The organism is Nocardioides sp. Leaf307, assembly GCF_001423135.1.
In the GTDB taxonomy this organism is placed as follows: domain Bacteria; phylum Actinomycetota; class Actinomycetes; order Propionibacteriales; family Nocardioidaceae; genus Nocardioides; species Nocardioides kribbensis.
On record NZ_LMNY01000003.1, the window covers coordinates 230783 to 246319 of the forward strand.

The following is a 15537-nucleotide window of genomic DNA, read 5'->3' on the forward strand; positions in this document are numbered from 1 at the left end:
CGAGCGACTACCGTTGACGGGTGAGCCCTTCTGACGTACCGGCCGACGCACCCGCTCCCGAGAGCGCCGCGGAGCCTGCTGCCCAGCCCGCGACCGAGCCCGCGACGCCCGCCGCCGAGGCGCGGACCGAGCCGACCTTCTCCGACCTCGGCCTCTCCGACCAGGTCCTCAAGGCGCTGCGCGACGTCGGCTACGAGACCCCCTCGGCCATCCAGGCCGCCACGATCCCCACCCTGCTCGACGGCCGCGACGTCGTCGGCCTGGCGCAGACCGGCACCGGCAAGACCGCCGCCTTCGCGCTGCCGATCCTCTCGCGCCTCGACGTCTCCCAGAAGACCCCGCAGGCGCTCGTGCTGGCCCCGACCCGCGAGCTGGCGCTGCAGGTCTGCGAGGCCTTCCAGAAGTACGCCGCGAGCATCAAGGGCGTGCACGTCCTGCCCGTCTACGGCGGCCAGGCCTACGGTGTGCAGCTCAGCGCCCTGCGCCGCGGCGTGCACATCGTGGTCGGCACCCCGGGCCGGATCATGGACCACCTCGACAAGGGCACCCTCGACCTGTCCGAGCTGCGCTTCCTCGTGCTCGACGAGGCCGACGAGATGCTCAACATGGGCTTCGCCGAGGACGTCGAGACGATCCTGGCCGAGACCCCCTCGGACAAGCAGGTCGCGCTCTTCTCCGCGACCATGCCGCCGCAGATCCGCCGGCTCTCCAAGCAGTACCTGAGCGACCCGGCCGAGATCACGGTCAAGAACAAGACCGCCACCGCGGCCAACATCACCCAGCGCTACCTGATGGTGAGCTACCCCCAGAAGGTCGACGCCCTCACGCGCATCCTCGAGGTCGAGAACTTCGAGGGCATGATCGTCTTCGTCCGCACCAAGAACGAGACCGAGACCCTCGCCGAGAAGCTGCGCGCCCGCGGCTTCTCCGCGGCCGCCATCAACGGCGACGTCGCGCAGGTGCAGCGCGAGCGCACCGTCAACCAGCTCAAGGCGGCCAAGCTCGACATCCTCGTGGCCACCGACGTCGCGGCCCGCGGGCTCGACGTGGAGCGCATCAGCCACGTCGTCAACTACGACATCCCCACCGACACCGAGTCCTACGTGCACCGCATCGGCCGCACGGGCCGCGCGGGTCGCTCCGGTGACGCGATCTCCTTCATCACCCCGCGAGAGCGCTACCTGCTCAAGCACATCGAGAAGGCCACGCGCTCCCCGCTCGTGCCGATGCAGCTGCCCAGCGTGGAGGACGTCAACTCCACCCGCCTGACCCGCTTCGACGAGGCGATCACCGCCGCGCTGGGCGAGACGGCCCGCATCGCGCGGTTCCGCGACATCGTCACCCACTACATGAACGAGCACGACGTGCCCGAGGTCGACGTGGCCGCGGCGCTCGCCGTGGTCGCGCAGGGCGACACCCCGCTGCTGCTCGACGCCGAGGCCGACCGCGCCATGCGCCAGCCCGCCGAGCGTCCCGACCGCGGCGACCGCCCGGGCCGCGGCGACCGGCCCGAGCGCGGCGACCGCGGTCCGCGCCGCGGCCAGAGCGACGTGCCGATGGCGACGTACCGGATCTCGGTCGGCAAGCGCCACAAGGTCGAGCCGCGCCAGATCGTGGGCGCCATCGCCAACGAGGGCGGCCTGCGCCGCGGGGACTTCGGGCACATCCAGATCCGCCCCGACTTCTCGCTGGTGGAGCTGCCCGCCGACCTCGACCCGAGCGTCTACGCCAAGCTCGAGAGCACCCGCATCTCCGGCAAGCTCATCGAGCTGCGCGAGGACGGCGGCGGCCCCGTGCGCCGCTCCGGCCCCTCCGGTGGCGCGGGCGGCAGCTCGGCCGGCGGCGCCGAGCGCCCGCCGCGCAAGCCGCGCCACAAGGGCTGAGCCCGGCTCCGGCCCTCAGGCCGGGGCGGGCACCCGCCGCGTGAGCCCCGCCAGGCGCTCGGCCACCAGGTCGGCGTCGGCGGCGGCCGCGGCGAGCTGACCCGCGGCCGCGGACACCAGCACCGAGGCCGGGGCCATCGGCAGCTCGGCGACGTGGGCGAGGTCGCCCGCCGCGAAGACCCCGGGGCGGCTGGTGCGGCCCATGGCGTCGACGCGCACGCCGCCGGAGGCGAGCACCTCCAGGCCGAGCTGGGCGGCGAAGGGCGCCGCCTGCTCGAGCACCGGCGCCACGAAGATCCCGCCGACCTCCTCGTCGGGCCCGCCCACCAGCTCGGCGCGCACGCCGTCGCCGGTGCGGTGCAGGGCCGTGACCGGCTCGCTGCGCACGGCCACGCCGAGTCCGGCGAGCGCAGCGGCGGTCGCCTCGGGCAGCGACGCGCCGTCGGTGAGCACGACCAGGCACGAGGCGGTGCGCTCGAGCAGCACCGCGATGCGCGGCAGGTGGTCGTGGCTGCCCAGCAGCGCCACGGCCCGCCCCGACAGCTCGTGGCCGTGGCAGTAGGGGCAGTGCGCGGCGAGGTCGCCCCACAGGTCCTCCAGCCCCGCCACCGCGGGCAGCACGTCGCGCAGCCCGGTGGCCAGCAGCACACGGCGCGCACGCACGCGCTGCCCGGCGCCCGCGCGCTCCCCGGTGGCCTCGAGGGTGACCACGAAGCCGTCGGCGAGGTCGTCGCCGGCGGCCTCCACCGCGCTGGCGCGGGCCTCGCGCACCTCGACGCCGGCGTACGCCGCGAGCTCCGCGCGCGCGATCGCCCGCAGCTCGGCCGGCGGGGTGCCGTCGCGGGTGAGGAAGTTGTGCAGGTGCGCGGCGGGGTCGTTGCGGTAGTGACCGCCGTCGACGACCAGGACCCGGCGGTGCGAGCGGCCGAGGGTCAGCGCGGCCTGGAGGCCGGCGGGCCCGCCGCCGAGCACCACGACGTCGACCTGCTCGGAGGTGGCCGGGACGTCCGCTGCGGTGCTGCGGCGGTCGTCGGTGGGGTCGGAGGGACCGGAGGGATGGTCGGTGTCGGTGGGGTGGCTCATGGCTGGCTCCTCGGCGGTGGTGTCGGGCCCTGACGGGCGGGGCGCTTGCCCTCACCACGATGCTGTGACTTCATGTCGACATGAAGTCAAGCCCCCGGTCACCGGCGCCCCAGGACGGTCCGGGCACCTCTACCGCCGCTTCTCCCGCCCCTTCCCCCTCCACCCCGTCGGCCCCCGCCGCACCGCCCGGCCGCGGGGAGCCGCCGTGGTCGGTGGGGGAGGTGGCCGCGCGCTTCGGTCTGGCCACCCACGTGCTGCGGCACTGGGAGGACGTCGGGCTGCTCCGGCCCGCCCGCGACGGCGCCGGACGCCGGCGCTACGTGCGCGACGACGTCGTGCGGGTGGCGGTCGTGCTGCGCAGCAAGGCCGCGGGCATGACCCTCGAGCAGATCGTCGTGCTGCTCGACGCGGAGGCGCGCGACCGCCACGAGGTGCTGGAGGGCCACCTCGCCGATCTCGACCGTCGCATGGAGGAGATGCGCCGCTCCCGCGAGATGACCGAGCACGCGCTGCGCTGCCGCGCCCACGACATCGCCACCTGCCCGCGCTTCGAGGCCGGCGTCGAGGACCTCCTGGCCGGGCGCGAGCACGCCTTCGGGAAACCCCTTGCTGCTCCCGCGAGCCCTTCCCGCGGAGGCTGAGCGGGCCTAGGTTGCGAGGGACCCCGCGCCGCTCGGGACGGGGGCGCACCCGGAGGTCCGTCATGCCCCTGCTCGCGTCGTCACGCTCGTTCCGGTCGCCGGCCCCCTCGCGGGGCCCGCGGCCCGCCCGTCGGGCCCGCTCCGGGCGGGCGGCCGCCCTCGCCGCCGTGCTGCTCGCCCCGCTGGCGGCGGTGGCCCTGCCCGCGGCCCCCGCGAGCGCGGCGGCGCCGTCGTACGTCGCGCTCGGCGACTCCTACTCCTCCGGCACCGGCACCCGCAGCTACCTCGACGACGGCACCTCCTGCCAGCGCTCCACGCGGGCCTACCCCAGCCTCGTGGCGGCCCAGCGCGGCTACGCGCTGACCTTCCGCGCCTGCTCGGGCGCGACCATCCCCGACGTCACCACCGCGCAGCTCGGCGCGCTCTCGGCGAGCACGGCCTACGTCACGATCTCCGTCGGCGGCAACGACGCGGGCTTCGCCGACGTGCTCACCGAGTGCGCGCTGCCCGGCTGGATGAGCGACTGCGGCGGTGCCGTCGACCAGGCCCAGGCCTTCATCGCCGGCACGCTCCCGGGCCGGCTCTCCACCCTCTACGGCTCCATCCGCAGCCGCGCGCCGCAGGCGAGGGTGGTCGTGGTCGGCTACCCGCGGGTCTTCATGGGCGAGGACTGCAACGCCGCCACGTTCTTCTCCCCGGCCGAGGAGACGCGCCTCAACGCCACCGCCGACCAGCTCAACGCCCGCCTGGCCGCCGCCGCGTCCGCGCGCGGCTTCGGCTTCGCCAACCCGACCAGCCGGTTCACCGGCCACGCGGTCTGCGACGACGTCGAGTGGCTCAACGGCTTCTCCAGCCCCGTGAGCGAGAGCTACCACCCCAACCAGCTCGGCCACTCCTCCGGCTACGCCCCGCTCGTCTCGCCCCTGCTGACCGGCAGCGCGCTGGGTCGGGTCGCCACGTCGGCCCCGCGCATCGACGCCGACCTGCTGCGGGCCGCCGACGCCCAGGGCGCGACCCTGGCCGCGCAGCAGCGCCGGTACGCCGGGCTCGACGCCGCCATCGAGCCGGAGACGGTCACCGCCCCCGACCTGACCACCCCGGCCGCCCGCGCGGCCGCCCGCCGCGCCGGCATCACCGACCTCGACCGCTGGGCCGCCCGCCACTGACCCGCCACCCACCCGCCACCGACCCGCCACTGGTCCGGGGCCGGTCACGGCTCGGCGGCAACCGATCGGGCCTCCCGCGCGTCACCCCTGCGGAGACGACCACCGTCACGTAGAAGGGACGTCATGCAGGCACCACGCACCACCCACGACCGCACCCCCCGGAGGCCCGGCCGCCGGCGCGCCGGCACGCTCGCGGCCGCCGCGCTCGGCCTCACCACCGTGCTGAGCGGCTGCGACCAGGTGGCCGACACCGTCGGCGGGCCCGACCCGGCCCCGGTGGTCGAGGACCTCGCCGCGGCACTGTCGGCGGGCGACGTGACGACGGTGGCGTGGGCCGGCGACAGCGGCGAGGAGGTGCAGGCACTGCTCGACGCGGTGGTCGGCGGCCTCGGCGACGTCACCCCCGTGGTCACCGCGGGCGAGGTGGTCGACGACGGCACCGACGCCACCGCCACGCTCACCTGGTCGTGGCCCCTGGTCGAGCCGGCACCGGCCGCCGAGGGGGCCGAGGGGGCCGAGGGGGCCGAGAGCGGGAGCGAGGACCCGCAGCCGTGGACCTACGACTCCGAGGTCGGGCTCGTGCAGCGCGACGACGCCTGGCTGGTGGCCTGGGAGCCCCGGCTGGTGGAGCCGACGCTGGGCGAGGACGAGGTGCTCGACGCCACGCCGGTGGCCCCGGCGCGCGGCGACCTGGTGGGCGCGGGCGGCCAGGTGCTGGTCACCGACCGGCCGGTGACCCGCTTCGGCATCGACCGCAGCCAGTTCCGCGACGCGGCCCAGGCCCTGCCGGCCGCCCGGGCGCTGGCCCGGCTGGTGGGCGTCGACGTCGCGCCGTACGCCGCCCGGGTCGAGGCCGCGGGCGAGGAGGCCTTCGTGGAGGCGATCACCTACCGCCAGCTCGAGGTCCCGAAGCGGGTGGGTCGCGACTACCGCTCGATCACCGGGGCGCTGGCCGTGGCCGACTCGCTCCCGCTGGCGCCGACCCGGGAGTTCGCCGCGCCGATCCTGGGCGCGGTCGGCCCGGTCACGGCCGAGATGGTCGAGGAGGACCCCGCGGTCTACGCCCCCGGCGACGAGGCGGGCCTGTCGGGCCTCCAGGCGAGGTACGACGCACAGCTGCGCGGCACCCCCGGGGTGGTGGTCAACGCGACCCCCGCCGACTCCGGGGCCATGGTGCGCAACCGCGGCGAGCGCGAGCTCTTCCGCCTCGACGAGGTCGACGGCACCGACCTGCGCCTCAGCCTCGACCGCGACCTGCAGTCGAGCGCGGAGCGGCTGCTGGCCGACGTCGGCCCCGGCAGCGCGATCGTGGCCCTGCGCCCCAGCACGGGCGCGGTGCTCGCCGCCGCCAACGGGCCCGGCAGCGACGGCCTCAACCTCGCCACCTTCGGCCAGGCCGCACCGGGGTCGACGTTCAAGATCGTCAGCAGCCTGGCGCTGCTGCGCTCCGGGCTGACCCCCGCCAGCACCGTGCCGTGCACCACCTCGGTCCTCGTCGACGGGCGCCGCTTCACCAACTACTCCGACTACCCCGCCGGCGCGACCGGGGAGGTGCCCCTGCGCACGGCCGTGGCCAACTCCTGCAACACCGCCTTCATCAGCCAGCGCGACCGGCTCGGCGACACCGACCTGGCCGACGCCGCGGCCACCCTGGGCCTGGGCGTCGACCACGACCTGGGCTTCCCGGCGTACTTCGGCAGCATCGAGCCCCCGACCACCGAGACCGGTGCCGCCGCCGACCTCATCGGCCAGGGCACGGTGCTGGCCTCCCCGCTGACCATGGCCTCGGTCGTCGGCACCGTCGCCGCCGGGGAGCTCACGCTGCCGTGGCTCCTCGACGACGTGCGCGCGACGCCGTCGGGCGACGTCGACCCGCTGAGCGCGCAGGAGGCCGGCGCCCTGCGCGGCATGCTGCGCGCCGTGGTCACCGAAGGCAGCGGGTCGGCCCTGGCCGACGTGCCCGGCCCGCCGGTGATCGCCAAGACCGGCACGGCGGAGTTCGAGCGCGACGGCCGCGTGCTGACCCACGCCTGGATGGTCGCCGCCCAGGGCGACCTCGCGGTCGCGGTGTACGTCGACGAGGGGCAGTCGGGCTCGGTGACCGCCGGCCCCCTGCTGGAGGGTTTCCTGCGCGCCGCCCGCTGAGCCGCCCCGGGCCCCGGACGCACGGCCGGGGCAGGACGTCGTGCGAGATGTGGATGCGCATCCACCTGGCGCATGACGTCCGGGTCTCGGGCGGACAGCCCCGGGCAGGACGTCGTGCGAGATGTGGATGCGCATCCACCTGGCGCATGACGTCCGGGTCTCGGGCGGACGGCCCCGGGCAGGACGTCGTGCGAGATGTGGATGCGCATCCACCTGGCGCATGACGCACGGGCCCCGGACAACGCCTCGCCCGGCCCCAGCGCCCGGCCGAGCGCACGGCCGGGCCCGCGGCGGGGGCCCACGGCGGGGCGACCCGCGCCCGGGGAGGCCCGCCGGGTCGACCCGGAGGCGCCCGTGGGGCGCTCCGCGAGGCCCCTCCCGGCGGGGGGCAGAACCTTTACCCGGCCGACCTCGGGGCGACGCTCGTCGGTGCGGGACGAGCGCGTCGGGGGTCGTAGGCTGACCGCCTCATGTCTCGACTCGTGGGTCGTCGCGGCCTGCTCGCAGCGGTCACGGACCTGCTCGGGCGGGGAGTGCCGGTCGCCCTCCAGGGCCCGCACGGCATCGGACGCAGCGCGCTGCTCGACGAGCTCGAGACCGCGGGCGGCGAGGCCGGCCAGCTCGTCCTGCGCGCCGCGGGGGTGCCGGCCGAGCGGTCGCTGCCGCTCGCGGCGCTGCGCGACCTGGTCGCCCAGCTGCCCGCCGCCGCGGTCGACCAGGTGCTCCAGGCCCTCCCCCCGACCTCGCGGGCCCCGGTGGCCGACGGCCTGCGCGGCACCCCCGCCACCCCCTCCGGCGACCCCCGCCCCGAGCCCGAGCCCGAGCCCGACCCCGGCCTCGAGCCCCCGACCGGCGCGCCCCCGGGCGAGCCGGCCCGCCCTGCCGCTCTCGCGGTCGACGAGCCGCTCCTGGTGGCCCTCGGTCGCGCGCTGCAGGCCCTGCTCGAGCTGGTCTCGCGCCGCTCGCGGGTGCTGCTGCTGCTCGACGACGTGCAGTGGCTCGACGCGGAGTCGTCGGTGGTCGTCGGCTACGCGCGCCGCCGCCTCGGCGACCGGGTGGGACTGGTGGCCTCGCTCGGGCCGGGCGACGGCATCGACTCCGACCCCGCCGCGCTGGTCGACCTCCACGTCCTCACCGTGCCGCCGCTCGAGGTCGCCGAGACCATCGACCTGCTCGCGCCGCTGGGCCTGCCCGCGCAGGTGGCCCACCGCGTGCACCTCGACGCGGCCGGTGTGCCGGCGCTGGCACTGGCGCTGGCCGGTGCGCTGCGCGACCAGCCGGCGCTGCTCGGGCGACCCGTGCCGCTGCCGGTCAGCATCGAGCGGGTGCTGCGCCAGCGGCTGCTCGCCCTGCCGGAGGAGCCCCGCGAGACCCTGCTGCGCGCCGCGCTGCTCCACCGCCCGACCGTGCGCCAGCTGCGTCGCAGCGGTCGGATCGCCGCCGAGGAGGACATCCGGGTCGCGGTGGCCGCGGGCCTCGTCGTCGACGGCCGCGGCGCCCACCTCGCCGACGCCTCCGGCGACAGCGAGGTGCGCTTCACCCCGGCCCGGCTGGCCTCGGTGCTGCTCGACCTCACCCCGGCCGCGCGCCGGGCCGCGCTGCACGAGGAGCTCGCCGAGGCCGCGGTGCGTCCGGCCGAGCGGGCCCGCCACCGGGCCCTGGCCGACCCCCGCCCGCGCGCCGACCTGGCCCGTGAGCTGGCCGACGCCGCCCGCGACGCCGCCGCGGCGGGCGCGCGCGACCTGGCCGCCGAGCTCTACGTGCTCGCCGCCGACCGGGCCCCGGCCGACCTGGCCGGGAGCCGCGCGGAGTGGCTGGCCACCGGCATCGAGACCGCCGCCCCGGGCAACCACGTCGACCTGGTGCGCGGCGCGCTCGCCGACTTCCTCGACGCCGCGCCGACGGCCGAGCAGACCGTGCGGGTGCGGCTGGCGCTGGCCGAGCTGGCGGGCTCGCCGGCCGGCACCCTCGACGACGTGCTCGCCGTGGCGCTCGCCGACGCGGGCGACGACGACCGGCTGGTGGCGATGGTGCTGCTGCAGCGCTCCCGCGTAGCGCTCATGGAGGCGCGCCCCGAGGAGTCGATCCGCCGCGCGGAGCAGGCCGTGGAGCTGCTCGGCCGCGCCGGCGACGACACCGGGCGCGCCGCGGCGCTCACGGCGCTGGCCGCGGCGTACCGCTGGCTCGGCGGCCCCCACGACGCCACCCTGGCCCGCGCCGTCGAGCTGGCCGGCCCTGGCCCCGGCGCCGACGGGCTGGTGCACACCTCGCCGGGCTACATGGCCGCCCGCTTCGCCTTCTACGACGACCGTCTGGAGGAGGCCTGGAGCGCCTTCCGCGCCATGCTGGCCCAGGTCGAGCGGGGCGCCGGCACCGACGAGGCCCACGTGCTGCGCTGCCTGGTCGAGGTCGGCGCCCGGGCCGGCCACGGCCGCGAGGTCGTCGAGTACGCCGCGCGCGCGGCCCGCGTCGGGGCGGAGTTCGGGCTCGACCCCCACACCGCCTGGTTCGTGCAGGCCCAGGCCGAGCTGGTCGCCGGCGACCTCGACCGGGCCCGGCGGCTGGCCGGTCAGGGCGCCTCGGCCGCGGAGGACAGCGGCGACGCGCGCTACCTCCAGCGCCACCTCGTGCTGCTGGGGCAGGCCCTGCTGCGCGGCGGCGACGCCGAGGGCGCGGCGCGGGCGCTGGAGCGGGTGCGCGGCATGGAGCAGCGCAGCCGGGTCGTCGACCCCACGGTCAACCGGTGGCAGCACGAGCTGGTCACCGCCCTGGTGCGCCTGGGGCGGCTGGAGGAGGCGTCCGGCGTGCTCGCCGAGGCCCGCCGCGCCCTCGACGGTCGCAGCGGCACCGACGGGGTGGGCGCCCAGCTCGACCGCGCCGAGGCCGAGCTGCTCACCGCCCGCGGCGACGCCGAGGGCGCCGTGCTGCTGCTCGACCGGGCGGCCAAGGTCTGCGCCGACCTCGGCATGCGCGTCGACCAGGGGCGCACGCTGGTGGCCCGTGCCCACCTGGAGCGGCGCCGGCGCCGGGCCGCGGCGGCGCGCGCCGGCCTGGAGGAGGCGCTGGCGCTCTTCACCGACCTGCGGGCCCGCACGTGGGTGGAGCAGGTGCGCGCCGAGCTCGACCCGGCGGCCGCGACCGTCGGCACCCCGCTGCTCGACCGCCTCACCGAGACCGAGGCCCGCATCGCCCGTGAGGTCGCCGCGGGGGCGTCGAACCGCGAGATCGCCGCCCGGACCTACGTGAGCGTCAAGACCGTCGAGGCGACCCTGACCCGCATCTACCGCAAGCTCGACGTGCGCTCGCGCACGCAGCTCGCCTCGCTGCTGCGCGCCCCTGGCGCCTGAGCCGGCCCGACGCCGCCGACGGACGCGAGCGCGGGCCCGAGGGCCCGCGCTCGTCCGTGTGGGGTCCGTGTGTGGGGACAGCCAGGAGCCGCACAAGGATGAACCCCTCGCCGCATGGGGTCGGCAAGGGGTCCACCGTCGTCATCGAAGTGCTCCCTCCGAAGTCGACAGCCCAGAGTTTTCCACGCCGGTGGTCGAGTGTCAGGAACTTGTCACAACTGTGTCGCCGGAGTTGGATCGGACCCATGACTGGTCTGGATGTCCCGAGCACGCTGCTGGCCGACGAGCACCGGGGCCTGCTGGTCGCCGGTCGCTGGCGCGAGGCGGAGGGCGGTGAGACCTTCGACGTGCTCGACCCCGCCGACGGCTCGGTGCTCACCCGTGTCGCCGACGCCTCGGTGGCCGACGCCCGCGAGGCCCTCGACGCCGCCGTCGCCGCCCAGGCCTCCTGGGCCGCCACCGCGCCGCGCGAGCGCGGGGAGATCCTGCGCTCGGCCTTCGAGCTGATCCGCGAGCGCACCGACGACCTGGCCCGCCTGATGAGCCTGGAGATGGGCAAGACCGTCGCCGAGGCGACCGGTGAGGTCGGCTACGGCAACGAGTTCTTCCGGTGGTACTCCGAGGAGGCCGTGCGCATCCACGGCCGCTGGATGCAGGCGCCGGCCGGTGGCAGCCGCCTGCTGACGCTGAAGAAGCCGGTGGGGCCGTGCTTCTTCGTCACGCCGTGGAACTTCCCGTTGGCCATGGGCACCCGCAAGATCGGCCCGGCCATCGCCGCCGGCTGCACGATGGTGGTCAAGCCCGCCGCCCAGACCCCGTTGACCATGCTGGCGCTGGCCCGCATCCTCGGCGAGGCCGGGCTGCCCGACGGCGTGCTCAACGTCGTGCCCTCGACCCGGGCCGGGGAGATGAGCCAGGCGCTCCAGGGCGACGACCGGCTGCGCAAGGTCAGCTTCACCGGCTCCACCGGCGTCGGCAAGGTGCTGGTGCGCCAGTCGGCCGACCAGCTGCAGCGGGTCTCGATGGAGCTGGGCGGCAACGCGCCGTTCCTGGTCTTCGCCGACGCCGACGTCGACGCCGCCGTCGACGGCGCGATGGTGGCCAAGATGCGCAACATGGGCGAGGCCTGCACGGCGGCCAACCGCTTCCTGGTGCACTCCTCGGTGGCCGAGGAGTTCGCCGACAAGCTCGGCAAGCGCATGGGCGCCCTCACCGTGGGCCGCGGCCAGGACGAGGGCGTCGACGTCGGCCCCCTCATCGACGCCAAGGCCGTGGAGTCGGTGACGGCCCTGGTCGCCGACGCCGTCGAGGGCGGCGCGAAGGTCGTGTGCGGTGGCACCCCGCTGGGCGGCGACGGCTGGTTCTACCCCCCGACCGTGCTGCTCGACGTGCCCGTCGGCTCCGACCTCAACCGCCAGGAGATCTTCGGCCCGGTCGCCCCGGTGACGACGTTCGAGACCGAGGACGAGGCCGTCGAGCGCGCCAACGACACCGAGTACGGCCTGGCCTCCTACGTCTACACCCGCGACCTGTCCCGCACGATCCGCCTGGCCGAGCGGCTCGACTTCGGCATGGTCGGGGTCAACACCGGCCTGATCTCCAACCCCGCCGCCCCCTTCGGCGGTGTCAAGGCCAGCGGCTTCGGCCGCGAGGGCGGCTTCGAGGGCATCGAGGAGTACCTCGAGACCACCTACGTCGCCCTCCCCGCCGGCTGACCCGCGGCCCGCTGCCGGCCGGGGCCGCGCGCCGTCACGCCCTGTCCGCCGCTCCGCCGCCCCTCTGCCGCCCCGTCACGACGGGGCGGCAGGTCCGCGGGCGGGGCGTCACAGCTCGTCGCCCGGGCCGCCATCGACCTCGGGCGGGCCGAGGTAGAGACCGACGGCGGTGCCGATGACGGTGTAGGCCAGGGCGCGGGTGAGGGGCCGCTGGGCGGCTCCCTCGCCGAGCGGGGCGTCGCCGGGGTCCTCGGCGGCGATGACGAGTGCGTAGGACCGCGCGGCCGGGCTGACCAGCACGGGCTCGGCCGAGTCGGGGGTCAGGTCGCCGACGAGCTCGGCGTCGTCGAGGGACCGGTCGAGGGCGTCGAGCTGGTCGAGGGTCCGGGTCTGCACCACCACGGCGCCCAGCGCCCCGGTGTCGCGTCGGGCCGCGCCCTCGCCCGTGCGGCCGACGGCGTCGACGACCAGGGCGGAGCGGCACCCCTCGAGGGCCGGCGCCTCCCCCTCGACGCTCAGCAGCCCGGCCGCCTCCTCGCAGGGCACGACCTCGGCGCGGCGCGTGTCGAGGCCGATCTCGAAGCCCCCGGTCACCCCCTCGTCGCCGCCGGCCACGGCGCGCGCGGTCCGGTCCAGCCAGGAGCCGCGGGTGGGGGTGGGGTCGACGTAGGCCGCCATGACGCCGGCGAGCACGACCGCCCCGAGGGTCCAGGCCACCACCGTGCCGCGCGGGCGGCGCAGCCACCGGGTGTGGGGCGAGTCGCCCGGGCGGGGGCGCACGACGGCCACGGCGAGGCCGACCACCGACAGGAAGGTCACGAAGGCGACGACGGCCAGCGGGCCGCCGACCTGTGCCAGGGGGCCGAGGGCCTCGCGCGTGACGGTGCTCGCCCCGTTGTCACCGCTGCTGCGGCCGGGCACGAAGGCGAAGACCGGCAGCGCGGCCGCCGCCACGAGCAGCCAGCCCGCCGACGCCGCCCGTCCCCACCGCCGCCGGGCCGCGCGCACGCCGACCACGAGCAGCCCGAGCGCCCACGACCACGCCACGACGGCCAGCACCACGCGCCGCTCGTCGCCGTCGGCGACCCACAGGTCGATCCACCGCAGCCACGGCACGGCGACCGCCCGCGCCCCGAAGGCCAGCAGCAGGAGGCCCGCCAGCACCGAGACGATCGCCAGGACCGCCGTCCCGACCGCGCGAGCGGCCTTGGTCGCGCCCCCGCTCACGCCCCGGTGCCCCCGGTGCCGCCGGCGGCCGGGGCCTCGAGGCCGGTGCCGACGGCCGCCTTGCCCACGGAGCTCTTGATGAGGGCCTCGAGGTCGAGGCCGGTGGAGGTCTTGAGCATCGACAGCGTCTGGGTGACGTTGTCGGTGACCTGGCGCGGCAGGGCGCCGGCGCCGTCGGAGGAGATGACGGTCAGCTGGTCGATGGCGCTGATCGGGGCCGCGACCTCCCTGGCGATCTGCGGCAGGACCTCGATGAGCATCTGGAGCACCGCGGCGTCGTTGTAGTGGGCGAAGGCCTCGGCGCGCTTGTCCATCGCCTCGGCCTCGGCCTGGCCGACCGCGAGGGTGGCGGCCGCGGTGGCCTCGCCCTCGGCGCGGGTGGCCTCGGCCTCCGCGACGCGACGCGACCGCTCGGCCTCACCGCGTCGTGCGCCCTCGATCGCCTCGGCCTCGGCGAGCGCCGTACGCCGTGACTTCTCGGCCTCACCGTTGAGCCGGGCCTGCTCGGCGGCGGCCTCGGCGGCGGCGATCGTGGCGGCCTTGCGCGCCTCGGCGGCGGCGATCTCGGCCGAGCGGGCGGCCTCGGCCTCCTGCTCGACGCGGTAGCGCGCGGCGTCGGCGGGCTTGCGCACCTCGGTCTCGAGGTTGCGCTCGGTGAGCGCCGCCTGCCGCACGGCCACCTTCTCCTGCTCCAGCAGGATGGCCTGGTCGCGGTCGGCCTGGGCCAGGGGTCCGGCCGAGGCGGCGTTGGCGGAGGCCGCGTCGGTCTCGGCCTTGATCTCGGCCTGCTTGAGGGCGAGCGCGCGCTGGGCGATGGCGATCTCCTCCTCGGCCTTGATCCGCGCCTGCTCGGCGGCCTGGCGGGCGTTGGCCTCGGCGATGGAGGCGGCCTGGCCGATGCGGGCGGCCTCGGGGCGGCCGAGGTCGGCGAGGTAGGAGCCGTCGTCGGTGACGTCCTGGATCTGGAAGGTGTCGAGGATCAGGCCCTGCCCGGTCAGGGAGTTCTCCGACTCGTCGGCCACGCGCTGGGCGAAGGCGGCGCGGTCGCGGATGATCTGCTCCACGGTCAGCCCGCCCACGATCGAGCGGAGCGCGCCCGCGAGCACCTCCTGGGTGAAGGGCTCGACGTCGGCCTGCTGCGACAGGAAGCGCTGCGCGGCCAGGCGGATCTGGTCGGCGTTGCCGCCGACCTTGACGATGGCCACGCCCTCGACGTTGAGCTTGATGCCCTGGCCCGAGACGGCGCCCCGGATCTGCACCGAGATGCGGCGAGACGACAGGTCGAGGGTGGCGAGCTTCTGCACGAAGGGGATCACGAAGGTGCCGCCGCCGAGGATGACCTTCTGCCCCGACAGGTCGGTGGTGAGGGCGCCGGTCTCGGGGTTGAGCACCGCCTTGCCCTTGCGCCCGGTGACGATGAAGGCCTCGTTGGGCCCGGCGACCTTGTAGCGGCTGGTGACCAGCAGGACGAGGAGCACGAGGAGGACGAGGAGTCCGCCGAGGGGGATGAGCAGGTCCATGGGGGGCCTTTCGGACGGTGCGGCGTGGGGGTGGTGCGGCGTGGGGGTGGTGCGGTGTGGGGGTGGTGCGGCGTGGGGTGGTGGAGCCGGGGGGGAGGGGTGCCGCGGACGGGTCAGCGGACCTCGGGCCACAGCGGGGCGACGGTGACCGCGGTGGGGGAGAGGACGCTGGTGACGTGCACCGGGGTGCCGGGGTCGAGCGGCTCCTCGGCGCGGGCGTTGAGGCGCATCGTGTGCCCCCCGACCAGGACGTCGACGACCCCGAACCCGTCGGCGGGGATGCCGGTGACCACCCGTCCGTCGCGGCCCCGGGTGTCGTCGGTGGTGAGGGTGGCGTCGCTGCCGCCGTCGCGCACCAGCCGGGTCAGCCAGGAGGCGAACCACCCGAAGACCACGCCCGAGGCCACGCCGACCGGCAGCGAGACGAGCAGCGGTGCGTCGAGGGCCTCCGCGATCGCGCCGCCGAAGCCGAGGGCGGCGAGGAAGGCGCCGAGCACCGCGGTGGAGAAGGCGTCGCCGAGCGCGTCGACCGCGCCGTCGAGGAGCCCGTCGAGGGCGTCGCCGAGCAGCAGCGAGACCGCGAGCACGAGCAGGCCGACGAGCCCGACCACCAGGTAGACCGTCACCGCTGCGCTCCCGCCCGCGCCCCGGGGTGGGGCGCTGGGCCTCAGCATGTCCGGCGCCCCGGCGCGCGAAACACCGGGAGGCCCCGCCCCCGTCCGTCCGGCCCCGACCGGGCCCGGCGGTGGTGGTGGGAGCTGGCGGGTGTTGGCGGGAGGTGGTGCTGGGCGGCGGTGGGGGACGATCGGG

Annotated in this window: 10 protein-coding genes; 6 read left to right on the top strand and 4 right to left on the bottom strand. The window is 76.5% G+C overall.

Going from position 1 to position 15537, the window contains the following annotated elements:
• Positions 1-20: 20 nt before the first annotated feature.
• A complete protein-coding gene (locus ASF50_RS16000) occupies positions 21-1883 on the top strand; it encodes a DEAD/DEAH box helicase (RefSeq protein WP_082503289.1) in 1863 nt (620 codons plus the stop codon).
• Positions 1884-1898: 15 nt separating this feature from the next.
• On the opposite strand, the gene ASF50_RS16005 is transcribed toward ASF50_RS16000, so the two are convergent.
• Positions 1899-2966 carry an NAD(P)/FAD-dependent oxidoreductase gene (locus ASF50_RS16005; protein WP_082503290.1) on the bottom strand — a complete coding sequence of 356 codons (1068 nt, stop codon included), beginning with the start codon at positions 2964-2966 and terminating at the stop codon, positions 1899-1901.
• 221 nt (positions 2967-3187) lie between these two features.
• On the opposite strand from ASF50_RS16005, the gene ASF50_RS16010 reads away from it, so the two are divergent.
• From ASF50_RS16010 to ASF50_RS16030, 5 genes are all read left to right on the top strand, one after another.
• Positions 3188-3607 (top strand): MerR family transcriptional regulator, encoded by a 420-nt coding sequence (locus tag ASF50_RS16010; RefSeq protein ID WP_056865291.1) that lies wholly within the window; start codon positions 3188-3190, stop codon positions 3605-3607.
• Between the two features lie 62 nt (positions 3608-3669).
• On the top strand, positions 3670-4773 hold the full coding sequence (locus ASF50_RS16015; RefSeq protein ID WP_082503292.1) for an SGNH/GDSL hydrolase family protein: 1104 nt from the start codon (positions 3670-3672) through the stop codon (positions 4771-4773).
• 123 nt (positions 4774-4896) lie between these two features.
• The gene (locus ASF50_RS16020; protein WP_056905156.1) at positions 4897-6918 is read left to right on the top strand and encodes a penicillin-binding transpeptidase domain-containing protein; all 2022 of its coding nucleotides are present in this window, start codon (positions 4897-4899) and stop codon (positions 6916-6918) included.
• Between the two features lie 470 nt (positions 6919-7388).
• Positions 7389-10265, top strand: coding sequence for a helix-turn-helix transcriptional regulator (locus tag ASF50_RS16025; protein ID WP_082503293.1), 2877 nt, complete (start codon positions 7389-7391; stop codon positions 10263-10265).
• Between the two features lie 245 nt (positions 10266-10510).
• Positions 10511-11980, top strand: coding sequence for an NAD-dependent succinate-semialdehyde dehydrogenase (locus tag ASF50_RS16030; RefSeq protein ID WP_056865046.1), 1470 nt, complete (start codon positions 10511-10513; stop codon positions 11978-11980).
• A 108-nt stretch (positions 11981-12088) separates the two neighbouring features.
• On the opposite strand, the gene ASF50_RS16035 is transcribed toward ASF50_RS16030, so the two are convergent.
• The 3 genes from ASF50_RS16035 to ASF50_RS16045 form a co-directional block, all read right to left on the bottom strand.
• Positions 12089-13207, bottom strand: a complete 1119-nt coding sequence (locus tag ASF50_RS16035) for a hypothetical protein (RefSeq protein WP_056905158.1) — start codon at positions 13205-13207, stop codon at positions 12089-12091.
• The gene (locus ASF50_RS16040; protein WP_056905159.1) at positions 13204-14727 is read right to left on the bottom strand and encodes a flotillin family protein; all 1524 of its coding nucleotides are present in this window, start codon (positions 14725-14727) and stop codon (positions 13204-13206) included. Before ASF50_RS16040 ends, ASF50_RS16035 begins: the two co-directional genes overlap by 4 nt.
• Before the next feature lie 113 nt (positions 14728-14840).
• Positions 14841-15353 (bottom strand): NfeD family protein, encoded by a 513-nt coding sequence (locus tag ASF50_RS16045; protein ID WP_056905160.1) that lies wholly within the window; start codon positions 15351-15353, stop codon positions 14841-14843.
• Positions 15354-15537: the final 184 nt, after the last annotated feature.

Excerpts from the sequence above, each read along its gene's own strand:
- ASF50_RS16040 (WP_056905159.1), bottom strand. The coding sequence starts at position 14,727 with ATGGACCTGCTCATCCCCCTCGGCGGACTCCTCGTCCTCCTCGTGCTC.
- ASF50_RS16025 (WP_082503293.1), top strand. The coding sequence starts at position 7,389 with ATGTCTCGACTCGTGGGTCGTCGCGGCCTGCTCGCAGCGGTCACGGAC.
- ASF50_RS16005 (WP_082503290.1), bottom strand. The coding sequence starts at position 2,966 with ATGAGCCACCCCACCGACACCGACCATCCCTCCGGTCCCTCCGACCCC.
- ASF50_RS16030 (WP_056865046.1), top strand. The coding sequence starts at position 10,511 with ATGACTGGTCTGGATGTCCCGAGCACGCTGCTGGCCGACGAGCACCGG.
- ASF50_RS16015 (WP_082503292.1), top strand. The coding sequence starts at position 3,670 with ATGCCCCTGCTCGCGTCGTCACGCTCGTTCCGGTCGCCGGCCCCCTCG.
- ASF50_RS16020 (WP_056905156.1), top strand. The coding sequence starts at position 4,897 with ATGCAGGCACCACGCACCACCCACGACCGCACCCCCCGGAGGCCCGGC.